General features: G+C 64.3%; 22 protein-coding genes and 1 tRNA gene. 11 read left to right on the top strand and 12 right to left on the bottom strand.

The annotated features are described in order from the left end of the window. Positions 1-3: 3 nt before the first annotated feature. The 3 genes from carB to carA form a co-directional block, all read right to left on the bottom strand. Entirely contained in the window at positions 4-3,498 is a 3,495-nt protein-coding gene (gene carB, locus B5D38_RS06895) for a carbamoyl-phosphate synthase large subunit (RefSeq protein WP_078707670.1), read from the bottom strand. Positions 3,499-3,672: 174 nt separating this feature from the next. Next, positions 3,673-3,948 carry a helix-turn-helix domain-containing protein gene (locus B5D38_RS06890; protein WP_342587348.1) on the bottom strand — a complete coding sequence of 92 codons (276 nt, stop codon included), beginning with the start codon at positions 3,946-3,948 and terminating at the stop codon, positions 3,673-3,675. Between the two features lie 232 nt (positions 3,949-4,180). Continuing rightward, positions 4,181-5,374, bottom strand: coding sequence for a glutamine-hydrolyzing carbamoyl-phosphate synthase small subunit (carA, locus tag B5D38_RS06885; RefSeq protein ID WP_078707669.1), 1,194 nt, complete (start codon positions 5,372-5,374; stop codon positions 4,181-4,183). Positions 5,375-5,715: 341 nt separating this feature from the next. Here carA and B5D38_RS06880 point away from each other — a divergent pair, with 341 nt between their 5' ends. After that, positions 5,716-6,177 (top strand): GatB/YqeY domain-containing protein, encoded by a 462-nt coding sequence (locus B5D38_RS06880; protein ID WP_078707899.1) that lies wholly within the window; start codon positions 5,716-5,718, stop codon positions 6,175-6,177. A gap of 10 nt (positions 6,178-6,187) precedes the next feature. On the opposite strand, the gene B5D38_RS06875 is transcribed toward B5D38_RS06880, so the two are convergent. From B5D38_RS06875 to B5D38_RS06860, 4 genes are all read right to left on the bottom strand, one after another. Continuing rightward, the gene (locus B5D38_RS06875; protein WP_078707668.1) at positions 6,188-6,571 is read right to left on the bottom strand and encodes an ACT domain-containing protein; all 384 of its coding nucleotides are present in this window, start codon (positions 6,569-6,571) and stop codon (positions 6,188-6,190) included. 61 nt (positions 6,572-6,632) lie between these two features. Further along, positions 6,633-7,085 carry a GFA family protein gene (locus B5D38_RS06870; RefSeq protein ID WP_078707667.1) on the bottom strand — a complete coding sequence of 151 codons (453 nt, stop codon included), beginning with the start codon at positions 7,083-7,085 and terminating at the stop codon, positions 6,633-6,635. Between the two features lie 89 nt (positions 7,086-7,174). Continuing rightward, positions 7,175-7,900: an LrgB family protein gene (locus B5D38_RS06865; protein WP_078707666.1), complete on the bottom strand. Its 726-nt coding sequence runs from the start codon at positions 7,898-7,900 to the stop codon at positions 7,175-7,177. Further along, complete coding sequence (locus B5D38_RS06860; RefSeq protein WP_078707665.1) at positions 7,900-8,253, bottom strand: CidA/LrgA family protein; 354 nt, start codon at positions 8,251-8,253, stop codon at positions 7,900-7,902. The genes B5D38_RS06865 and B5D38_RS06860 overlap by 1 nt, the downstream gene beginning before the upstream one ends. Positions 8,254-8,445: 192 nt before the next feature. Between B5D38_RS06860 and dnaG the strand changes: the two genes are divergently transcribed. The 5 genes from dnaG (at position 8,446) to B5D38_RS06835 (ending at position 14,990) form a co-directional block, all read left to right on the top strand. Further along, positions 8,446-10,374, top strand: coding sequence for a DNA primase (dnaG, locus tag B5D38_RS06855; RefSeq protein ID WP_078707664.1), 1,929 nt, complete (start codon positions 8,446-8,448; stop codon positions 10,372-10,374). A gap of 349 nt (positions 10,375-10,723) precedes the next feature. Further along, positions 10,724-12,724, top strand: coding sequence for an RNA polymerase sigma factor RpoD (gene rpoD / locus B5D38_RS06850; RefSeq protein ID WP_078707663.1), 2,001 nt, complete (start codon positions 10,724-10,726; stop codon positions 12,722-12,724). After that, positions 12,724-13,005: an HlyU family transcriptional regulator gene (locus B5D38_RS06845; RefSeq protein WP_078707662.1), complete on the top strand. Its 282-nt coding sequence runs from the start codon at positions 12,724-12,726 to the stop codon at positions 13,003-13,005. Before rpoD ends, B5D38_RS06845 begins: the two co-directional genes overlap by 1 nt. Positions 13,006-13,128: 123 nt before the next feature. After that, entirely contained in the window at positions 13,129-13,617 is a 489-nt protein-coding gene (locus B5D38_RS06840; RefSeq protein ID WP_078707661.1) for a hypothetical protein, read from the top strand. Between the two features lie 131 nt (positions 13,618-13,748). Then, on the top strand, positions 13,749-14,990 hold the full coding sequence (locus tag B5D38_RS06835; protein WP_078707660.1) for a capsular polysaccharide export protein, LipB/KpsS family: 1,242 nt from the start codon (positions 13,749-13,751) through the stop codon (positions 14,988-14,990). Here the strand turns inward: B5D38_RS06835 and B5D38_RS06830 are convergent. Then, entirely contained in the window at positions 14,975-16,024 is a 1,050-nt protein-coding gene (locus B5D38_RS06830) for an ornithine cyclodeaminase (protein ID WP_078707898.1), read from the bottom strand. The genes B5D38_RS06835 and B5D38_RS06830 overlap by 16 nt on opposite strands. Before the next feature lie 238 nt (positions 16,025-16,262). Here B5D38_RS06830 and B5D38_RS06825 point away from each other — a divergent pair, with 238 nt between their 5' ends. Both B5D38_RS06825 and B5D38_RS06820 read left to right on the top strand, forming a co-directional pair. After that, positions 16,263-16,676, top strand: a complete 414-nt coding sequence (locus tag B5D38_RS06825) for a nuclear transport factor 2 family protein (protein WP_165690805.1) — start codon at positions 16,263-16,265, stop codon at positions 16,674-16,676. Positions 16,677-16,798: 122 nt separating this feature from the next. Then, on the top strand, positions 16,799-17,173 hold the full coding sequence (locus B5D38_RS06820) for a hypothetical protein (RefSeq protein ID WP_078707658.1): 375 nt from the start codon (positions 16,799-16,801) through the stop codon (positions 17,171-17,173). Between the two features lie 121 nt (positions 17,174-17,294). On the opposite strand, the gene B5D38_RS06815 is transcribed toward B5D38_RS06820, so the two are convergent. After that, positions 17,295-18,044, bottom strand: a complete 750-nt coding sequence (locus B5D38_RS06815) for an SIMPL domain-containing protein (protein WP_078707657.1) — start codon at positions 18,042-18,044, stop codon at positions 17,295-17,297. Positions 18,045-18,265: 221 nt separating this feature from the next. Between B5D38_RS06815 and B5D38_RS06810 the strand changes: the two genes are divergently transcribed. Beyond that, positions 18,266-18,342, top strand: a tRNA-Ile gene (locus tag B5D38_RS06810). A 60-nt stretch (positions 18,343-18,402) separates the two neighbouring features. On the opposite strand, the gene B5D38_RS06805 is transcribed toward B5D38_RS06810, so the two are convergent. Together B5D38_RS06805 and B5D38_RS06800 are read right to left on the bottom strand one after the other, a co-directional pair. After that, complete coding sequence (locus B5D38_RS06805) at positions 18,403-18,657, bottom strand: hypothetical protein (RefSeq protein WP_078707656.1); 255 nt, start codon at positions 18,655-18,657, stop codon at positions 18,403-18,405. Positions 18,658-18,836: 179 nt separating this feature from the next. Then, the gene (locus tag B5D38_RS06800; protein ID WP_078707655.1) at positions 18,837-19,694 is read right to left on the bottom strand and encodes a manganese catalase family protein; all 858 of its coding nucleotides are present in this window, start codon (positions 19,692-19,694) and stop codon (positions 18,837-18,839) included. Between the two features lie 277 nt (positions 19,695-19,971). Between B5D38_RS06800 and B5D38_RS06795 the strand changes: the two genes are divergently transcribed. Together B5D38_RS06795 and B5D38_RS06790 are read left to right on the top strand one after the other, a co-directional pair. Continuing rightward, complete coding sequence (locus tag B5D38_RS06795; RefSeq protein WP_078707654.1) at positions 19,972-21,141, top strand: zinc-dependent alcohol dehydrogenase; 1,170 nt, start codon at positions 19,972-19,974, stop codon at positions 21,139-21,141. A gap of 68 nt (positions 21,142-21,209) precedes the next feature. Beyond that, on the top strand, positions 21,210-21,989 hold the full coding sequence (locus B5D38_RS06790; protein WP_078707653.1) for an SDR family NAD(P)-dependent oxidoreductase: 780 nt from the start codon (positions 21,210-21,212) through the stop codon (positions 21,987-21,989). A gap of 49 nt (positions 21,990-22,038) precedes the next feature. Here B5D38_RS06790 and B5D38_RS06785 read toward each other — a convergent pair whose 3' ends face one another. Further along, positions 22,039-22,305, bottom strand: coding sequence for a hypothetical protein (locus B5D38_RS06785; protein WP_078707652.1), 267 nt, complete (start codon positions 22,303-22,305; stop codon positions 22,039-22,041). Positions 22,306-22,413 lie beyond the last annotated feature (108 nt).

Genomic DNA, 22,413 nt, shown 5'->3' with positions numbered 1-22,413 from the left:
ATCTCAGGCCCGAACAAAATAGGATTGGAGCGATCTGACTTCAAGGCTGCCGGCTCGCAGAGCCTCGATCGCCTGGACCGCGGCCGCCATGCCCGCCAGCGTCGTGTAGTAGGGCACCTTGTGGATCAGAGCCGCCCGGCGCAGCGAGCGCGAATCCGACACCGTCTTGGCTCCGCCCGTCGTGTTGAACACGAGATGGACCTGACGATTGCGAATCGCGTCCTCGATATGCGGGCGGCCTTCGAGCACCTTGTTGATCTTCTCCGCCGGAACGCCCTCGCTTTCGAGATAGCGCTGGGTGCCGCTGGTTGCCCAGATGCGGAAGCCGAAGTCGTGGAGCGTGCGCACCGCCGGCAGGATGCGGGCCTTGTCCTCGTCCCGGACGGAGATGAAGACCGTGCCTTCCAGAGGCAGGTCCGTGCCTGAGCCGAGCTGCGACTTGGCGAAAGCCAGCGCATAGTCGCGGTCGAGGCCCATGACCTCGCCCGTCGAGCGCATCTCGGGCCCGAGCAGCGTGTCGACGCCGGGGAAGCGGGCGAAGGGGAACACCGCTTCCTTGACCGCGATGTGGCCGAGCGGCCCATCCGACGGAACGCCGCCATAGGCCGAGAACGCCTTGTGAAGATCCTCGCCGGCCATGATGCGCGCCGCCACCTTGGCGATTGGCGCGCCGATGGTCTTGGCGACGAACGGCACGGTGCGCGAGGCGCGCGGGTTCACCTCGAGAACGTAGATCTCGCCATCCTTGATGGCGTACTGGACGTTCATCAGGCCGCCGACCGCCAGCGCGCGGGCCAGCACTTCGGTCTGGCGCCGCATCTCGGCGACGATCTCCTCGCTCAGCGAGTGGACCGGCAGCGAGCAGGCCGAATCGCCCGAGTGGATGCCGGCTTCCTCGATGTGCTCCATGATCCCGGCAACGTAGACATTGCCGCCATCCGACAGGCAGTCGACGTCGACCTCGGTCGCGTTGGCGAGATAGGAGTCGAAGAGCAGCGGGTTCTTGCCGAGCAGGGTGTTGATCTGCCCGGTCTTGTCGTTGGGATAGCGCGCCTTGATCTCCTCCGGAACCAGCTCCGGCACGGTGCCGAGCAGGTAGTTGGAGAGGGTCGCCTCGTCGCGGATGATCTGCATCGCCCGCCCGCCGAGCACGTAGGACGGGCGCACCACCAGCGGGAAACCGAGCTCGGCCGCCACCAGGCGCGCCTGCTCCACCGAATAGGCGATGCCGTTCTTGGGCTGAAGCAGGCCGAGCTTCGTCAGCAGGCGCTGGAAGCGGTCGCGATCCTCCGCAAGGTCGATCATGTCGGGCGCCGTGCCGAGAATCGGGATGCCCGCCTGCTCCAGCGCATTGGCGAGCTTCAGCGGCGTCTGGCCGCCGAACTGCACGATGACGCCATGGAGCGTGCCGCGCTGCTTCTCGGCATGGAGGATCTCAAGGACGTCCTCGACGGTCAGCGGCTCGAAGTAGAGGCGATCGGAGGTGTCGTAGTCGGTCGACACGGTCTCCGGGTTGCAGTTGACCATGATCGCCTCGAAGTCCGCGTCTTTCAGCGCGAAGGCGGCATGGCAGCAGCAATAATCGAACTCGATGCCCTGGCCGATACGGTTCGGTCCGCCACCGAGGATCACCACCTTCCGGCGATCCGACACCTCGGCCTCGCTGCGCGTCGCGCCGGCGAAGGGGCGTTCGTAGGTCGAGTACATGTAGGGGGTCGGGGAGGCGAACTCGGCCGCGCAGGTGTCGATGCGCTTGTAGACCGGCCGCACGCCCAGCCGCTCGCGAAGCGCGCGGACCTTGGCCTGGTCGGTGTGGGCGAGGCTGGCCAGGCGCGCATCCGAGAAGCCCGCCGCCTTCAGGAAGCGCAGGTTCTGCTCGTCCTGGGGCAGGCCGTGCTCCTTGATACGGGCCTCGAGATCGATGAGCGCCTTGATGCGCGCGATGAACCAGGGATCGATCTTTGAAGCCTCGTGGACGAGCTCGGGGCTCGCGCCGAGGCGCAGCGCCTGGGCGACCATGCGCAGACGGTTGGGCGTCGGCGTGCCGAGGGCGGCGCGGATGGCGTTCTTGTCGTCGCCCTCGCCGATGCCGGGAATCTCGATGTCGTCCAGGCCGTCGAGCCCGGTCTCAAGGCCGCGAAGCGCCTTCTGAAGCGATTCCTCGAAGGTGCGGCCGATCGCCATGACCTCGCCCACCGACTTCATCGACGTGGTGAGGATCGGCTCTGCGCCCGGGAACTTCTCGAAGGCAAAGCGCGGGATCTTGGTGACGACATAGTCGATCGACGGCTCGAAGGAGGCCGGCGTCGCGCCACCCGTGATGTCGTTGTCGAGCTCGTCCAGCGTGTAGCCGACGGCGAGCTTGGCCGCGACCTTGGCGATCGGGAAGCCGGTCGCCTTCGACGCGAGCGCCGAGGAGCGCGACACGCGCGGGTTCATCTCGATGACCACGAGACGTCCGTCCGCCGGGTTGACGGCGAACTGCACGTTGGAGCCGCCGGTCTCCACGCCGATCTCGCGCAACACCGCGATCGAGGCGTTGCGCATCACCTGATATTCCTTGTCGGTCAGCGTCAGCGCCGGGGCGACGGTGATCGAATCGCCGGTGTGAACGCCCATCGGGTCGACGTTCTCGATGGAGCACACGATGATGCAGTTGTCCGCCCGGTCGCGGACCACTTCCATCTCGTACTCCTTCCAGCCGAGAACGCTCTCCTCGATCAGCACTTCGGTCGTCGGCGAGGCATCGAGCCCGCGCTCGACGATCTCGAAGAACTCCGAGCGGTTGAAGGCGATACCGCCGCCCGTCCCGCCGAGGGTGAAGGAGGGGCGGATGATCGCCGGCAGGCCGATGCTGTTCAGCGCCTCGGCGGCGGCGGCCAGCGCCTGCGTCATGTAGCGCTGCTTGCGATCCGCTTCGCCCAGAAGCCATTCGGCCTCCATCCGGTCGAGCGCTGCCCCACGCTCGGCCTCGTCGGCGATGGAGCTGGCAAGCGCCGCGCGCCGCTCCTCGTGGAGGCGCTTGTCGGCGGCCTTGGCTTCCGTGGCGTTGGCCAGCATCGAGCGCGGCGTGGCGAGGCCGATCTTGGCCATGGCCTCGCGGAAGAGGGCGCGGTCCTCGGCCTTGTCGATGGCGGCCGCGTTGGCGCCGATCATCTCGACGCCATACTTTTCGAGAACGCCCATGCGCTTCAGCGACAGCGCCGTGTTGAGCGCCGTCTGGCCGCCCATGGTGGGCAGAAGGGCGTCCGGCCGCTCCTTGGCGATGATCTTGGCGACGACTTCCGGCGTGATCGGCTCGATATAGGTGGCGTCGGCGAGATCGGGATCAGTCATGATCGTCGCCGGGTTCGAGTTGATCAGGATGATTCGGTAGCCCTCGGCCTTGAGCGCCTTGCAGGCTTGCGTGCCCGAGTAATCGAACTCGCAGGCTTGGCCGATGATGATCGGCCCCGCGCCGATGATGAGGATGGACTTGAGGTCTTGGCGCTTCGGCATCGTCTCGTTCCGTTGTCGATCGGCGCAAAAATGGGCCAGCGCAAGGCGCTGGTCGAGGCGCAGGTTGACGCGATTTCAGGCTGGAAGCGGCTTATACGGAATTGCGCGGCGAAGCAGAACCCCGGAAATGCGGAATTTCCGATGCGAATCCCAAACTGAATTCAAGACCGCTCGTCAGTCCTCGGGCCGCGCGGTACGGCTCGACGCCTGGAGAGTCGGAAGATCGCTTGCTGAGCGGGGCAGGGGGCGCCCGTCATAGCGCTCGCAGCCAAGGGAAAGCGCGAGGCAGGCGAGCTCCACCGTTCTTGGCACGTCGACGCGCTTGCCGTCGCGATGACCCTTTTCGTAGTACTGAATCACCCGCTTCTTCAGGCCCAGCCTCTCGGCCGCGTCCTTCTGCTTGAGACCCAGCGACCGGCGCCACGCACGGAACTCCTCGGGTTTCATCATTTGAGATCCATGTCCAGCCGGTCTTCCTACGCACAGAGCAGAGAGGCGATCCTCCCGGCCCTTCAAGGCAGTGTGTGCGGCGAGCGCTGTCATACTCAAGAGGCGGATGGGCGAATCGCTCGCCGAATTATCGTGCGCCGGCACCGGCGATGGCGCGAGATGAACTGACCAGATTGTTGCCGGCGGCAACGAAGCGCGGCTGTCTGGCCGCGCGCTGCGCCGGCCCAGAGTTTCAGGCAGCCTTACCCTGGTTTGCCTTGTGCTCTTCGATCATTTCGAAGAAGCGGCTGAAGAGGTAGTGCGAATCCTGCGGTCCGGGGGAAGCCTCAGGGTGATGCTGCACCGAGAAGACCGGCTTGTCCTTGAGGCGCAGTCCGCAATTGGAGCCGTCGAACAGCGAGACATGCGTCTCCACGACGCCATCCGGCAGAGTGTCGCGAGCCACCGCAAAGCCGTGGTTCATCGAGACGATCTCTACCTTGCCGGTGGTGAAATCCTTCACCGGATGATTCGCGCCGTGATGGCCCTGGTGCATCTTCTGCGTCTTGCCGCCGAGCGCCAGCGCCAGCATCTGGTGCCCGAGGCAGATCCCGAAGATCGGGATATCGGACTTCAGAAGCTCCTGGATGGTCGGCACCGCGTAGGCGCCGGTCGCCGCCGGATCACCGGGGCCGTTGGACAGGAAGATGCCATCGGGTTGATGGGCGAGGATTTCCTCGGCGCTCGCCGTCGGCGGCACGATGACCACCTTGGCGCCGAGACCGGTCATCAGGCGCAGGATGTTGCGTTTGGTGCCGTAATCGATGGCAACGATCGTATAACGGGCATCGTCGGCGCCCCGGCCATATCCGGAGCCCCAGGCCCAGGGGGCCTCGGCGAAATCGACCGGCTTCCCGGCGGCGACGTCCTTGGCCAAATCCATGCCCTCGAGACCCGGCCACGCCTTAGCGCGCGCCTTCAGCGCCTCGACGTCGAAACGCCCTTCGGGATCATGCGCGATCACCGCGTTCGGCATGCCCTTCTCGCGAATGTGAACCGTGAGAGCCCTGGTGTCGATGCCGCAGAGGGCGATGACGCCGCGCTTCTTCAGCCACTCGTCGAGGCCGGACGCCGCGCGGTAGTTGGAATAAGGGGAGATGTCGGCCCTGAAGATCGCGCCGACCGCGCCGGCGGCGTTGTCCGGCACCAGGTCCTCGAAATCTTCATCATTCGTGCCCACATTTCCGATATGCGGAAAGGTGAAGGTCACGATCTGCCTCGCATAGGAGGGGTCCGTCAGGATTTCCTGATAACCGGTCAACGCGGTGTTGAAGCAAACCTCACCCTCGGTCGCGCCTGTCGCGCCAAGGCCCTGGCCTTCGATCACCGTGCCGTCGGCCAGCACCAGAAGCGCGGTTGGCGTGCGTTTTGTCCAGCCGTCGGTCATCGCCTGCCCTCGTGTTCTTGCGTCGTCGTCTTGTCGTGGATTTGCCAGCCCATGCCAGCCAAAAAGGGATATCGCCGCTCAGCGGCCGTTCCGCAAGTGGCTTGCGTCAGAACTCCGCAACCATTACACGGCCGCGCCGTTCATCGTAAGGTGACGAAACCGAGGCGCTGGGATATAATGCGGACTCTGTTCGGCCGATTTTGCGTCCCGGTGGGAGCAAAAACGAGGCGAATGGGGAACCCTACGCAAGGCGGCGACCGCGACTTTCGAATCGATTATAAGGATTGCCAATACATCGCCAGCTAACGAGGCGAATGAGGCAAAGTGGTGGCGTTATGGTGATGCATCAAGCGTTGCGTGAGCAGCTTGCGGAAGCCTTGAACACAGCGGTCAAGGAGCAGGACAAGCGCCGATTGGGAATGCTGCGGCTGGTCAATGCCGCGATCCGCGACCGCGACGAGGCGGACCGTAGGGAAGGCCGCGATCCGACGGGAGATGAGGAAATCATCCGCATCCTGTCGAAGATGATGAAACAGCGCGAAGAGTCGGCCCGCGCCCACGAGGAGGCCGGGCGTCTCGATATTGCCGAGCGTGAGCGCGACGAAATCGCGATCATCGCCGATTTTCTTCCCGCCCAGCTCGATAGCGGCGAGATGGAGCAGGTCTGCCGCGAGGTGGTCGAGGAGACCGATTCGAAGAGCCTTCGTGATGTCGGCCGTTGCATGCTGAGGCTCAAGGAGCGCTACAGAGGCCAGATGGACTTCTGCAAGGCCAGCACGATGGTCAAGGGTCTGCTGAGCTGAGGATTTGCTTTTAGAGCATGGAGTGCCCGGCTGCTTCGAGCAGCATCTCGACCTGGGGCAGATCCACCGCCTTGACCAGAACATGGTCTCCGTCGAACGTCGAAACCACGAAAACTCCAAGTCCGGCTTCGGAAATGGGCCGGATGACCGAGAGCACGACGCCGGATTCGTCGAAGGCGAAAGGCCCGACGAGCTTCAGACAGCGCCATTCCCGATCTTGTTGGACCGCGGCGGGAACCTGCTCCTGCCGGCACGCCACCGATAGCTCCTCATCCGTTCGGCTGATGCTGACGAAGCCCTCGCCGTCGGCCCATTCGGGTATAGGCGAGCCGGGGGCGAGGTGCGCAATGGCGTAGATGCCCGGCAGGCGCCGGAGCCTGACGCTCAATGGCATGGCGAAGGCTTTCCTTGTCAAAAGCCACAATAGACGGGAGCCGGTGCCTTAGCGGCGGTCCCTAAAAATCGCTCTCGGCGAATTCGGCGAGCAAAGCCGGCATCTGCTCCATCTCCGGGAACTTCTCGAAGCTGCGCACGGCCGTCGTCTTCGCCCAGGGCATCGCCTCGCAGGTATAGGTCTCCGCGAACGGCCGGAAGCCTGAGGCATCGTCCAGCATGGTGGGACGGATGTTGACAAAGGGGCCGAGGCTGTCGAGGCGCGTGAACATCCAGCTCATGCAGCTTGGGCAGAAGAAGTGCTTGAGTTCGCCGCGCAAGCCGCCAAGAACCGGCTCGCCGCTGATCAGCTCGAAGTTCTCTTTCCCGTAGAGCGCGCTCAGGGAAAATGCGCTGGAGCTCATCTTCTGGCAGCCGGTGCAGTGGCAGGCCAGTGTGATCATCGGCCGGCCGCGCACCCTGAAACGGACCTGGCCGCAGCGGCAGCCGCCTTCCTGGAAATTCTCTCCCATCATGAAAACCCTCCGATTCGGTCGGACCGGACAGTAGCGCATGCCCTCGGCCAGAGCAGCATCGGGTTTGACCGGCCTCGATCGCAGCGCGTTCAGAAAAGGAACGACCAGATCAGTGGCAGAAGAATCGCGGTCAGGAGCGCATTGAGGCCCATGGCCAGACCCGAAAAGGCGCCCGCCGCCTCGCCTTCCTGAAGAGCGCGAGCCGTTCCAAGGCCATGGGATGCCGTGCCGAGGCCGAAGCCGCGCGCCCGTTCGTCCGTCACCCCCACCAGCGTCAGCACGAAAGGACCGGCTGTGGCGCCGAGAACGCCCGTGATGAGCACGAAGACTGCGGCGAGCGAGGGCAGCCCTCCAAGCTTCTCAACGATGCCCATGGCAACCGGCGTCGTCACGGATTTCGGCGCAAGGCTGGTGATGATCTCCCGGTCCGAGCCGAGGAGCGCGGCGATCGCCAGCGTGCTGGCGATCGCCGTGACGGAACCGAGGAAGAGGCTGACGCAGATGGCGAGAGCCCGGCGCTTGATCCTGTCCCACTGCCGGTAGAGCGGCACGGCCAGCGCGACCGTCGCGGGCCCCAGCAGGAAATGAACGAACTGGGCGCCTTTGAAATAGGTGTCGTAGCTCGTCCCCGTCGCCATCAGCACCGCGACGATGACGAGGATCGAAACCAGGAGCGGGTGGAAGAGGGCGAACTGGTGGCTGAACCGGTAGAGAGCAAGCGCCGCGACATAGGCCACCAGCGTCAGGCTGAGTGAGAGGAGGGGGCTTGCCGCCAGATAGGCCCAGATGTCCTGAAGCTCCGAGAGAGTGTCCATTATGCGCGGTCCTTCCGGCTCTTGCTCGTCATGGCCTGCATGATCCAGCCGGCGACGATCATTGTCGCGAAGGTCGAGACCAGGATGGCGATGCCGATGGAAAGGGCGTCCTCCTCGATGCGGTGAAAATGCACCATGACGCCGACGCTCGCCGGGATGAAGAGCAGGGTAAGGTGGGAAAGCAGCCCAGTTGCCGCCTGTTCCAGACCCTGGGGCACGCTCCCGCGAATCACCAGAAAGGCGAAGAGAAGCGCCATCCCAATAACGGGGCCCGGAAGCGGCAGGCCGAGAGCGGCAACCACCAGCTCGCCGGCGAGCTGGCACAGAAAGATGGCGGTGAGCGCTTCGAGCATGTTTCGACTCCCGTAAAACCGGAACGAGGGATGAGCCCCTCCCGGCTATTGCGCAACCGCGAGCCTATATAACGGAAGGACCTTTGTTTCGCTGTGAGAAGTCGCATGGCTGGCCTGCGGTCCTGCCTGTGGAAAAATGTGGAAAATTTGTTTTGACGCCGATCGGCGGGCCGCCGTGCTATCGGAGGACCCATGAAGTTCCCCGCAAGCTTTCTCGACGACATCCGCGAACGCGTTCGCATCTCCGACGTGATCGGGCGCCGCGTGACGTGGGACCGCAGGAAGTCGCAGCCCGCCAAGGGTGATTTCTGGGCCTGTTGCCCCTTTCACGGCGAAAAGTCCGCGTCATTCCACTGCGAGGATACGAAAGGCCGATACCACTGTTTCGGCTGCGGCGTTTCGGGAGATCATTTCCGCTTTCTGACCGAAGCGGAGGGGCTTTCGTTCCCTGAGGCGGTGGAGCGGCTGGCCGGCGAGGCCGGGCTTCCGATGCCCGCCCGCGATGCCGACGCCGAGCGCCGCGAGGAGCGGCGGACGACGCTTTTCGATGCCTTGCGTCTGGCGCAGGGGTTTTTCCGCGCCACGCTGGCTGAGGCCGATGGCGCGCGGGCACGGGCCTATCTGCGCGATCGTGGCCTTCACCCTGAAACGCAAAGGGCCTTCGGCATCGGCTATGCGCCGGACGGGCGCAACCGGCTCAAGGAGTTCCTGGCCGGCAAGGGCGTCGGCCGGGAGGAGATCGAGGGCGCGGGCCTCGTCGTCCATGGCCCGGAAATCCCGGTGTCCTACGATCGCTTCCGCGACCGCATCATGTTTCCGATCCTCGACACACAGGAAAGGGTGATCGCCTTCGGCGGCCGGGCGCTTCAGCCCGGTGTGCCAGCGAAATATCTGAATTCGCCGGAAACCGACGTCTTCCACAAGGGCGCGACGCTCTACAACCTCGCCAAGGCGCGCCGCGCCACCAAAGCCGCCGGCACCATGATTCTCGTCGAAGGCTATGTCGACGTCATCGCGCTCGCCCAAGCAGGCTTCGAGAACGCCGTGGCGCCTCTCGGCACGGCGCTCACCGAGCGCCAGATCGAGCTTCTCTGGCGCGAAGCCGGCGAACCGGTGCTGTGCTTCGATGGCGATGCCGCCGGCCTCAAGGCAGCGCACCGCGCGGCCGAGATGGCGCTGGCGCTGCTGAAGCCGGGGCGATCGCTGCGTTTCGTGCTTCTGCCGTCGGGACGGGACCCGGACGATCTGGTGCGCGAGGAGGGACGCGAGGCATTTTCCTCTCTCGTCTCGCAGGCGCGCCCGCTCGCCGACCTCTTATGGATGCGCGAGACCCAAGGAGGCCTTTTCGACACGCCCGAGCGGCGCGCCGATCTCGAACAGCGCCTGAAGTCGACGGTCCAGCGGATCGGCGATGAAAGCGTGCGCCGCCATTATCACCAGGACATGGCGGAGCGTCTTTCGAGCTTCTTCGGTCCTGCGCCGGAGCCGGCCCGGCGCTCGTCCGGCAAGGGGGGATACCGGCGAAACGAGCCGGCGCCGCGCCATGGCGGGGCGAGCCGGCGCGTGGCCATCTCCGATCGTCTCAGCCGCTCCGGCCTCGTGCGAAAGACGCCGGAGCCGGCGATCGGGCGCACGACGGCCATCATCATCGGCTTCATCAATCACCCGACTTTGATCTACGAGGCCTTCGAGCAGTTCGCTGGCGTCGATCTGCCCTCGGGGGACCTGGAGCGGCTGCGCTCCTGCGTGCTCGACATCTGCGCCGAGAGGCTGGAGGATGATCGCGACGCCCTTGTGGAAGAGCTTCGATCGCGCGGGCTCGGCGGTGTTTTCGACGCCTATGAGACGCGCCTGCGCAATCTGCGATGCTGGCCGGCACTGGCCGGGGCGGCGCCGGAGGACGCGCGCGAGGCGATCCGGCAGGCCCTTCACTTGCATCACAGATTCCGATCCCTAACTAAGGAGCTGAAATTGGCCGAGGAAGCCTTGGGCACGGGCATAGACGAGGCCGCCTACGCCCAGATCGTGGAAATCAAGCGGGAAATCGAGGATCTGACAGGGACCGAGGCGTTGATCGACGGTTTCGGCGTTTTGTCGGGTCGGCCCGCACGAACGTATTGAGCCGCCCATGTGACGGACATAGTGACGCAGACTCCACGAATTGAACGCCGCTTGGCTCGTGACGATCACGCCACAGCGACGCTTTCGGTGCTGGGTATTGATCTGCGATCTTGACTTTTCGGCATAATATCGGAACAGACGCCCGATTTCACGCGGCTAACGATCTTGAAAAACGAATAGACTGCGCCTTTTACGAAAAGCGCTGCTCGCGTTGTTCCAGTTCAGGGATGATCTAATTTATTAAGGTCGTCCAGGCATTTACGAACGGCGCGAGATGTTCGGGGAACGGATGCGGCATCATCCGCTCTTCGGCGGCGATTGAAGGCGCGTCAATTGGAGAAGACGATCCATGGCGACAAAGGTCAACGAAAGCGACGGGACGGCGGAAGAGCGGTCGGAGACGACGGATTCGCCGTTGCTGGATCTTTCGGATGATACCGTCAAGAAGATGATCAAGGCCGCGAAGAAGCGCGGCTTTGTGACCATGGACACGTTGAACTCGGTCCTCAACGCCGAGGATGTGACCTCCGAGCAGATCGAAGACACGATGGCCATGCTCAACGACATGGGCATCAACGTCGTCGAGGAGGGCGAGGAGGACGACGAGGCCGAGGAGAGCTCCGAGGAGAGCGGCTCCACGGAACTCGCCGAGGTTAGCCCCGGGGGCGCTGTCGCCACCACGCCAAAGCGCGAGGCTGCCGACCGCACGGACGATCCCGTGCGCATGTATCTGCGCGAGATGGGTTCGGTGGAGCTTCTCTCCCGCGAGGGCGAAATCGCCATCGCCAAGCGCATCGAGGCCGGTCGCGAGACGATGATCGCCGGGCTTTGCGAGAGCCCGCTGACCTTCCAGGCCATTATCATCTGGCGCGACGAGCTCAACGAGGGCAACATCATGTTGCGCGAGGTCGTCGACCTCGAGGCGACCTATGCCGGGCCGGAGGCGCGGACGCCCGCGCCGACTCCTCCCTTGGGCGAGATGCAGCCCGAGGCCGCCAAGCCCGCTGAGGGCGGCGGCGAAGACGAGGAGGGCAGAGCGCCGGGCGAGGACGAGGACGACGAGGACGATTTCGAGAACTCGCTGTCGCTCGCCGCGATGGAAGCCGAGATTCGTCCGCAGGTGATGGAGACGTTCGATCTCATTGCCGACTCCTACAAGCGGTTGCGCCGGCTCCAGGACCAGCACGTCGAAAACAGGCTTGCGGCCCAGGGCACCCTCTCGCCCAGCCAGGAGCGCAGCTACAAGAAGCTGAAGGAAGACCTCATCGCCGCGGTGAAGAGCCTGTCGCTCAACCAGAACCGTATCGATGCCCTGGTCGCCCAGCTCTACGACATCAACAAACGCCTCGTCGGCAACGAGGGGCGCCTCCTGCGCCTTGCCGAGAGCTATGGCGTCAAGCGCGACGACTTCCTGAAGAACTATCAGGGCTTCGAACTCGACCCCAACTGGACCCGCCATATCGCCAATCTTTCCGGCAAGGGCTGGCTGAAGCTGGTTCAAAACGAGAAGGAGCAGGTCAAGGCGCTGCGTCAGGAGATCCAGAACCTCGCCACCGAGACGGGGCTCGAGATCACCGAATTCCGCCGCATCGTCTCGATGGTGCAGAAGGGCGAGCGCGAGGCGCGCATCGCCAAGAAGGAGATGGTGGAGGCCAATCTGCGCCTCGTCATCTCCATCGCCAAGAAATACACCAATCGCGGCCTTCAGTTTCTGGATCTGATCCAGGAGGGCAACATCGGCCTGATGAAGGCGGTGGACAAGTTCGAGTACCGCCGCGGCTACAAGTTCTCGACCTACGCCACGTGGTGGATCAGGCAGGCGATCACCCGCTCGATCGCCGACCAGGCCCGCACCATCCGCATCCCGGTGCACATGATCGAGACGATCAACAAGATCGTGCGCACTTCGCGCCAGATGCTCCACGAGATCGGCCGCGAGCCGACGCCTGAGGAGCTGGCCGAGAAGCTGGCAATGCCGCTGGAGAAGGTGCGCAAGGTCCTCAAGATCGCCAAGGAGCCGATCTCTCTCGAAACCCCGGTGGGCGACGAGGAAGACAGCCATCTCGGCGACTTCATCGAGGACAAGAACGCGGTCCTGCCCATCGACGCGGCGATCCAGGCGAACCTGCGCGAGACGACGACGCGTGTTCTCGCCTCGCTCACGCCGCGCGAGGAGCGCGTGCTTCGAATGCGCTTCGGCATCGGCATGAACACCGACCACACCCTTGAGGAGGTCGGCCAGCAGTTCTCGGTGACGCGCGAGCGCATCCGTCAGATCGAGGCGAAGGCGCTGAGAAAGCTGAAGCACCCGAGCCGCTCGCGCAAGCTTCGCAGCTTCCTGGACAGCTGATGTCGTTCCTGAAGAAACTCTTCGGCGGGGCTGCGGCCCCGTCCGAGCCCAAGCCCGCCGCCGTTGAGGACTACAAGGGCTTCACGGTCAAGGCCGCGCCCATGCGCGAGGGCGCGCAGTTCCGGCTGGCGGCCCTGATCGAGAAGGCGGTGGGGGGCGAGCTGAAGTCGCACCATCTCATTCGCGCCGACCTCTTCCAGAGCGAGGACGAGGCGACTCAGGCCTCGTTGCGCAAGGCGCATCAGGTGATCGACGAGCAGGGCGAGCGGCTCTTCGGCTGAATTGCGGCGCGCTGTCATCTCCCTCCACTCTTTCCACAGATTTGGCGTGACTTTCCGGCGCGCCAACTTGTCGCTCCTTCTCCTGCTGGTTAGGTCTTGGCCTTTCATCGGGGAGATGCGCGCATGGGAGCAGCGAGGATTGTCGTCATCATCGCGATGGCGGTGGGTGTCGGGGGATGCACGACCACCGAGGAAGCCAATCAGGCGATTCAATCCCGCTGGATCGGCCAGTCGAGCGACTCTTTCTTTGCCCAATACGGCCCGCCCGTAAGCCAGTTCTCCCTCAATAATGGCGGCATCATCTACACTTGGCAGGGGGGTGACACCCAGCGCACCATCCCCGCGCAGTACCGCACGATGACGAAGGAGGAGAAGAAGGCTCAGGCCAAGTACGGCCCGAGAACCGTCATCAACATCGGGGGCGGCGCGGGCTACAACTCTGCTCCTCCGGGCCAGGTGCTGGTCAGTCCGGAGCGCACAGAGCAGCTCGGCTGTGAGGCGCAGATCACCACCGATGCGAAGGGCATCATCACCAACGTGAAGGCAACGCGCGACACCGACGGGGCAGGCTTCAGCTTCTCGCGCTGCGCCGAGGTCTTCGGCGTCGAGTAGACCGGACTCTTTCTCTCGTTGATCGGCGCCCTTCGATTGGGGCTGAAGCGGCCGCTTGATCATCTGGACCTGTCGCTCGGCGATCGGAACGATTATTGCCTTGTCGAACTGGACGGGAATGGCGGGCGGACATGGCCGAGAATGGCGATGGGCAGACGATCCTGGTGAGAGACGCGGTGAGGGCGGGCGGCGCCGCGCGCCCTGCTCTCCGCTTTTTGCGTCTCGACCACGGGCCGAAGCTGTCCGATGCGGTGCTCGCAGTCTCGGACACCATCCCGGTCTCCCTCCATCGCCTCATCGGGCGGGAGGCCAAAGCCAGCCTCGGCGGCCTCATCGCCACCTTCTTGCGCGCCGCCCTCGGCCGGGTGCCGCGCGCCATCAACGCTGTCGCGCGGGAGAACCTTGCTCGCCGCAGGATCGCCGTGCCGAGGGTCTATGACCTCGCTCCCCTTGCTATCGCCTATCGCCGCTCCGTCGCCTTTCGCGCGCTGCTTCTTCTCAACGAATTGAGGCGCGCCAGCCGGGCTAACGCCTATACCGGCGCGATCGTGTATAACGGCTCACTGGTCCCGCAAAACGTCCTTGCGCTTCATGCCGAGGAGACGGGTATGGCGCGCGTCTATCTCGAGGGCGGCTTCTTCCCCGGAACGCTTCAGGTCGACCCCAAGGGCATCAACGGCAACAATTCGGTCCCCCGCGACCCCGCCTTCTATCGCGCTCAAGCCGCCGAGTTCGGGCCCGATATCGCCGATCGCTCGCTGAACCGGAGAAAATACAAGCGCACCCCGGGCGACACCAGCGCCGAGGCGCTGCCACCGCGCTACGTCTTCGTGCCCTTCCAGGTGCCGAGCGACATGCAGATCCGCAACCTGTCGCCCTGGGTCGCGGACATGCACGCTTTCCACCGGCTTCTCGAGCGGCTTGCCAAGGATGTTCCGGGCACGGTCTTCGTGATCAAGGAACACCCGAGTTTTCGGCGCTCGCTGACGACAACCGTCGAGCCGAACCCGGCCATCCATTTCTTCAACGATCGCGTGACGGGAGACCTCATCCGCGATGCGGATGCCGTCCTCACCATCAATTCGACGGTGGGAATGGAAGGGCTGATGCTCGGCAAGAAGGTAATCACCCTCGGAAACGCCTGCTACAACGTCGAGGGGATCGTGCGTCATGCCGACGGCTATGAAGAGCTGCGGAACGCGATTGCAGGGCTCAATGAATGGCATCCGGACGAGCGCCTGCGGGAGGACTTCCTGCGTTACATCCGCAATTGCTACCTCGTGGAGGGCTCGTTCCGCGACCTCCCGCTCGCTGATCTCCTCGCGCGCTTCGACCTCTCCTGGACCTTTGCCGCGCCTCAGCGCGCCCGCTGAAGCATGCCGAAAAGGTCGCGCGGCTCGTCGGGATCGGCGATCAGGTCGATCTCCTGATAAAAGTCGCTTCCTTCCAGCTTTCCGCGCACATAGGAAAGCGCGGTGAAGTCCTCGATGGCAAAGCCGACGCTGTCGAACAGTGTGATCTGCCGCTCGCCGGTGCGGCCGGGCGTCTGGCCGGTGAGGACCTGCCACAGCTCCGTGACGGCAAAATCCGGCTCCATCTGCTGAATTTCGCCCTCGATGCGGGTCTGCGGCGCGTATTCGACGAAGACGTCGGAGCGCGCGACGATATCCCGGTGAAGCTCGGTCTTGCCGGGGCAGTCGCCGCCGATGGCGTTGATGTGGATGCCGGCGGCGACCATGTTGTCGGTGAGGATCGTCGCGTACTGCTTGTCGGCGGTGCAGGTGGTGATGATGTCGGCGCCCTCGACCGCCGCATGGGAACTCGCGCAGGCGAGGGTTTCGATTCCGGAGCCGGACAGATTGCGCACCACCTTCGCCGTCGCTTGCGGATCGATGTCGTAGAGGCGGACGCGCTCGATGCCGAGCACCGCCTTCATCGCCAGCGCCTGGAACTCGGCCTGCGCGCCGTTGCCGATCAGTGCCATCGTGCGGGCACCCTTGGGCGCGAGCGCGCGCGCCGCCATGGCCGAGGTCGCCGCCGTGCGCAGCGCCGTCAGCAGCGTCATCTCGGTGAGCAGAACCGGATATCCCGTCGAGACCTCGGCGAGAAGCCCGAGCGCCGTCACCGTCTGCAGGCCTTCCGCCATGTTCTTCGGATGGCCGTTCACATACTTGAAGCCGTAGGTGCGCCCGTCGGAGACCGGCATCAACTCGATGACGCCGTCGCGCGAATGGCAGGCGATGCGCGGCGTCTTGTCGAACTCCTGCCAGCGGGCGAAGTCGGCGGTGATTGCCTCTGTCAGCTCCTTCAGAATCGTCTCCACGCCGAAGTGAAGGACGAAGCGCATCATGTTTTCCACGCTGACGAAGGGGACCAGGGCCTTCTGCGAGGGAGTGGAGAGCGGCATCGCGAACCTGTGCTTGAGGACGAAAGGAAGAAGTCTTCGACGGTAGTGCGCCTCGGCGGTCGTCTGGAAGAGGTGAATGCGCAAAAAATCCACGGCGGATGTTCGAAACGAGAAGGGCGGGTGAGCAAAGTGAACAGTAGCTCAGTGGCGATCGCATCTGCGCCGGGCGCCGTCTCGCCCTTGCCGCAAGGCGGCCGGGCGCCATCCTTCCTACCGAGCGACCGGAGGAGATTTGTTCGTGGGACAGGAAGCAAGCGCCAGGCTGATCAGGGCCTTCATCGACGCCTTCAATCAGAGCGACTGGAGCGCGATGGCCCGTCTGGTGGACGAGGAGGTCGTATTCGACACCGGTGAGGGCGAGCGCCTCATCGGCCGCGAGGCGTTCCATACCTTTTTCGTGACACGGTCCCGATACTTTCGCGAGCGCATGGCGGATGCGGAGATCTTTACGGGGCAGAACGATACGCGTGGCGCCGCCGAGGTAACGCTGCGCGGCGAATATCTGGAAACCGTATCGGGATTGCCGGAGGCGAGGGGGCAATCCTACGCGCTTTCGGCGGGTCTCTTTTTCGATATCGACGCAGGGTGTTTCTCGCGCGTCAGCCTGGCCTACGACCGACCGGCGCTGGCGGCCCTTCTTTCCAGCGGGTGAGGCCGGCGGGCGCTGAACGGTTGATGAACGGTGCCTTCCGGTCCCGTTCAGCCAGCCCCTCCTAAGGTGTGTTCATTCTTCGGCTCCGATGAGCCGCTGACGGAAGCCAAAGGAGAACCCAGATGTTGAAGACCCTCGCCCGTGCCGCCTGTGTCGTTGCCGCCCTTGCCGCGGGAGCCACGACGCTTGCTGCCGCTCCTGCCGCCGCCGCCGAGCGCCACGGCTCTGCCTCCATCACGATCACGACCGACCGGGGCGCCGATCTTCGCCTCGCGGAATGGGGAAGGGGCGGCCCGCGTCATGACGGCCGGCGCTATCAGCGCGGCACCTGCTCCCCGCGCGATGCCCTCTTCAAGGCAGGGCGCATGGGCTTCAACCGGGCGCATGTGGCTGATGTCGGCCGCCGCTCGGTTACGGTTGCCGGGCGCCGCTGGGGACACCATTCCCGCGTGACCTTCGCCCGCGTTCCCGGCTGTCCCGTGGTCCGCATGCGCTGACCAGTTGAGCTGAAGAGGCGGCAGGGCCTTTGGGCGCGCCGCCTCTCATGCTCCTTTGGGCCGCGAGAGCCAGCCCGGCGCTCGCGGCCTTTTCGTTTCTGTTGTCAGAAGCGCGCCGGAATCATTCGGCGATTTCGAAGACCATGTCGACATTGGCGCGGATGGTGTTTTCCCCGACCTCGACCGGGACGGAAGCGTCCTCCATCTTCATCATGCCGCGCTGCGCGAAGGCGACCGGCATCGGAGCCATTTCGCCGCCGTCATTGATCGAGAGGATCCGGCCAAGCTTGACGCCAGCTGCCTCGGCGAGGGTCTCGGCCGCCGAGCGGGCCTGCTCGACCGCCTTGCGACGGGCGTCCGCGCGCGCCGGCGCCGGGTCGGACACGACGAAGGAGATGTTGCCGCCCTGGTTGACGCCCTGGGTGACGACGCGGTCCAGCACCTCGCCGATCCGCGCGACATCGCGAATGCGGATCGTCACACTGTTGCGCGCTTCATAGCCGATGATTTCCGGGTTCTGCTGTCTATCGGGAGAGGGAACCTGATTGCTGTATCGCGGCGAGATCGAGAAATCCGATGTCTGTAGATCGCGCGCCTCGATCCCGAGTTGCTTCAGTTCCGAGATAACCTTGGCCGCTGCCTCGTTGACGGCATCGACCGCCGCGCGCGACGTGTCCGCGTCCCGCAGCACCGTCACGGTCGTCACGGCCATATCCGGCTTGACCGAGATTTCTCCCGTGCCGCTGACGCTGATGCGGGCGACATCCCTGGGCGAGCTGGCGGCTGTGCCGGGCATGCCTTGCTCTGCCCAGGCGGGCGCCGAGGCGAGAATGACGAGCGGAAGCAGGGTGCGGCAGAGGGCGATACGCATGATCGGAAACAGTCTCCTTTGATGTGGAGGCCTGTTGTCGATGGAGAATGCGGCAAAAGGGTGCGCGGCGAGGCTGCGTCTCGCTCTTGCCTTTCGATATCCCCGATAACCAGTCGTCCATGCGGTCTTGCCGGGTGTCCGATCTCCCGCCCGCCGGACCTCGTCTGCCTGCGCTGCCGACCTTGCCGCCCGGCGATCTTTGGTCTAGGGCAGATGCGTGTGGGCCTGTAGCTCAATTGGTCAGAGCCGGCGGCTCATAACCGCTTGGTTGCAGGTTCGAGTCCTGCCGGGCCCACCAAAATGTCTTTCATCAGCCTTTCTGCTGGAACAGAATGCTAGGCCGGTGCGTGGCGAACCTTCACCATTCAAGCAGAACGCCGCCGCCATGGCGCTGGATGCGCAACAGGGCGTCGGCTGGCTGATATTCCATGGCGACGCCGAGACGGGCGCATTCCTTGATCAGCATCCGGGCTACTGCGTCAATATCCTCCTCTTCGCTCGCGCCGAGCTGCGCGGCGATGCGCCGGGCGGTGGAGCGGACCACCAGGATGGAATTGATGGCGCTGGCGTTCTGGGCTGCCTCGCGAACGGCATCGTCGATGAGCATGTTCATTGGCTTCAGCCTCCCGTCTATTTCTCGCACACTCGCGCAGACAGGGATTGCGCGCCGTATCGTGGGTTAAGAAAAGGTTGAGCGGCTGAGCTTTTAGTCAGTGGGGGCGACCGAATCGGTCGCCCCCACTGTCGTTTCCTGGGAATATTTCGGGCTAAGCGTAAGCCTTCGCCGCGTGGTCAGTCGATCTGCTCGCTTTGGGCTCCGCTGTGCGGCCGTGCCGGCCCGAGCACCGGTTCCTCGCCGAGAGGCTTGTTCTGGAACACGGAAAACTCGCCCTTGCGGTCGAGCGAGGGACCCGTCGTCCACCGGCCCTGCGGCGGCGGTGAACCATCCGCGGCGGTGGCGAAGAAGTCGTAGGAATGCTCCTGGTGCTCCTTGCTCTGCGGGAAGCTGTTGGGGATCGGAAGCGTCCCTTCGTGCCCGCCTAGTTCCTCGATAACCGCCAGCCATTGCTGCTGATGCATGGTGTCGCGGGCGATCATGAAGTGCAGCATGTCCTTCATGCCGGGGTCGTTGGTGGCGTTGTAGAGGCGGGTCGCCAGGACGCGGCCCGTGCTCTCGGCCGCGACGTTGCAGTACATGTCGGCGGCGAGGTTCCCGCTGGCGTAGATATGCGACATGTCGAAGGGCACACCGTCCGAATTGGCCGGGAAGGCGGCCAGCCCGGTGGATAGGATATGCCGGTGCAGCATCCCTTCCATCACGTGGCGCGGGTTCTCGCCGCCCATGACGGCGCCGACCACCGCGTCGGCGGCGCTCTCTTCCTGATCCTGGAGCGGCGCTGGCTCAAGGTTCAGTGCGACAGCCGTCGCCAGCATCTCGACATGGCCCATCTCCTCGGTGGCCGTGTGGAGGAGCATGTCGCGGTATTTCGTGGTCGGGCCGCGCGCGCCCCAGGCCTGGAAGAAGTACTGCATGCAGACGCGGATTTCGCCCTCGATCCCGCCGATCGCCTGCTGCAGCATCCGCGCGAAATGCGGGTCCGGCTTCTCGACCTTGACCGGGTACTGAAGTCGCTTGTCATGATAAAACACGTGCAAATCCTCTCTTTAGCCGTTTTCCAGCCCGCACGAGAACATGGGGCCGGATCGCAGTCCCAATGATCGCAGGAATTGTTCGTTCATCGGCAAAGGGGATATTTGCTTGGGCGGCAATAGATCTGGTGGGTGACCTCTGAAATATGGTCGAAATATGTCGAGAATATTTGGCGGCTAAGATGTTTGGGACGGGTTTTCCTCGATTTTGCAGGAACCCGAACGCCATCGCGGGGCTTCAAAAGCAACCATTGCCGGCTGCAATCTGGAGGTTCCCATGCGCGCCCTTTGCTATCATGGAAAACAAGATATCCGCTGCGAAACCGTTCCCGATCCGAAGATCGAGAACGGGCGCGACGCCATCATCAAGGTAACGGCCTGCGCCATCTGCGGCTCGGACCTTCACCTCTATGACGGCATCATGCCGGGCATGGAAAGCGGCGACGTGCTCGGCCACGAAACCATGGGAGAGGTGGTCGAGGTCGGCAAGGACAATACCAAGCTGAAGGTGGGCGACCGCGTCGTCGTGCCCTTTACCATTTCCTGCGGCGAATGCTTCTTCTGCCAGCGCGGGCTCTATTCTGGCTGCGAGAGATCGAACCCCAATAAGGCGATGGCCGAGAAGCTCTGGGGCCACTCACCGGCCGGGCTCTTCGGCTACTCCCACATCCTCGGCGGGTTCCCTGGCGGGCAGGCGGAGTATCTCCGCGTTCCCTATGCCGATTTCGGCCCCATCAAGGTGCCGGAGGGGCTCACCGACGAGCAGGTCCTTTTCCTCTCCGACATCTTTCCGACCGGCTACATGGCGGCCGAGAACTGCAACATCCATGGCGGCGACACCGTCGCGGTCTGGGGCTGCGGGCCGGTGGGGCTGATGGCGATCAAGAGCGCGTTTCTTCTGGGAGCCGAGCGGGTCATCGCCATCGACACGGTGCCGGAGCGCCTCGAAATGGCGCGCGAGTGCGGCGCCGTCACGCTCGATTTCATGGACGAGGACATCTACGACAAGATCCAGGACCTCACCAACGGCCGCGGCCCCGATTCCTGCATCGACGCCGTCGGCACCGAAGCGCATGCCGCCGCGAGCGCCGACTCCGTGCTCGACCGCATCAAGACCGCGACCTTCATGGGCACGGACCGCCCGCATGTGCTGCGTCAGGCGATCCACTGTTGCCGCAACTTCGGCACCATCTCCATCGTCGGGGTCTATGGCGGCCTGCTCGACAAGGTGCCGATGGGCTCGGCGATCAATCGCGGCCTGACCTTCCGCATGGCCCAGACGCCGGTGCAGCGCTACCTGCCGCAGCTCATGGAGCGGATCGAGCGGGGCGAAATCGATCCGTCCTTCATCATTACGCACCGCGCGACGCTGGAAGACGGCCCGGAACTCTACAAGACCTTCCGCGACAAGAAGGACGGCTGCGTCAAGGTGGTCTTGAAGCCCTAGCCGGTTCGCGCGCGGGTGCGGCCAGGGAGCCCGCCCGTGCTTATGCAACCATATCCAAGGACAATGTCATGGCACGCCAACTCGCTGTGGTCACCGGTGCCTCCAGCGGCATCGGCTATCATCTCGCCCGCCAATGTGCTGAAAACGGTTTCGACCTCATCATTGCCGCCGATGAACCCGAAATTGAGAGGGCGGCGGCCGATCTGCGCGCGCTCGGCGCCGATGTCGTCACGGTGGAGGCCGATCTCGCCACCACCGAGGGCGTGGACAAGCTGTATGAGGTCACTGCGGGACGCACAGTTGACGCGCTTCTCGCCAATGCGGGGCGCGGCCTCGGCAAGGGCTTCCTGGACCAGAACTTCGATGCCGCCCGCCGTGTCGTCGACACTAATATCACCGGCACGATCTATCTCATTCACCGGATCGGCAACGACATGCGCCGGCGCGGCGAGGGCAAGATCCTCATCACCGGGTCGATCGCGGGCTGGATGCCGGGCAGCTTCCAGGCCGTCTACAATGGCACGAAAGCTTTCCTGGACAATTTTGCCTTCGGTCTGCGCGACGAGCTGAAGGACACCGGCGTCACCGTTTCCTGCCTGATGCCGGGGCCGACCGACACCGAGTTCTTCCGCCGCGCCGGCATGCTCGACACCAGCGTCGGCCAGCAGAAGAAGGACGATCCGGCCAAGGTCGCCGAGGACGGCTTTAAGGCGATGATGAGCGGGACGGGCGATGTCGTCAGCGGCTGGAAGAATAAGCTCCAGGCGACGCTCGCCGATATCACCTCGCCCGAATTCCTCGCCGGGCAGCACCGCAAGATGGCCGAGCCCGGCTCAGGCGACAGATAGCCTGAGACGAAGAAGCCGGCGGAAATCTCCGCCGGCCGAATGACTGTCTTCAGCCGTTGTCGCGGCTGACCAGCTTGGAGAACAGGCTGTCCTTCTCGTAGAGGAGCTGCAGCTTGCGCTCCTCGAACTCGCGGAAGAACTCGTCCCAGGAAATCTCGACGAGCCATTCATGCTCGGAATTGGGCGCATCGGGAAACATGATGCGGATGATGCCGACGTCGCCGCCCTGATGGGTCTCCTTGACGGCGGCCGGCTTGCCGCCGCTCTTTTCCGCCCAGGAGCGGATCGTGTCGTGATCGGTCGTCGCTTCGGCCATGCTGGCTCCCCTTCGTCCGATGGATTTGGAGTGATGGAGGGGCAAGTCGCCGGAACCGGCATCAGTTCCGGCAGTCCGGTCGCGTCCAAGAGAATAACCCGCGCTTGA

It is taken from the genome of Consotaella salsifontis (assembly GCF_900167365.1).
Taxonomy (GTDB): domain Bacteria; phylum Pseudomonadota; class Alphaproteobacteria; order Rhizobiales; family Rhizobiaceae; genus Consotaella; species Consotaella salsifontis.
Note: the sequence above shows the minus strand (reverse complement) of the source record. Positions and strands in the feature narration are given on the sequence as shown.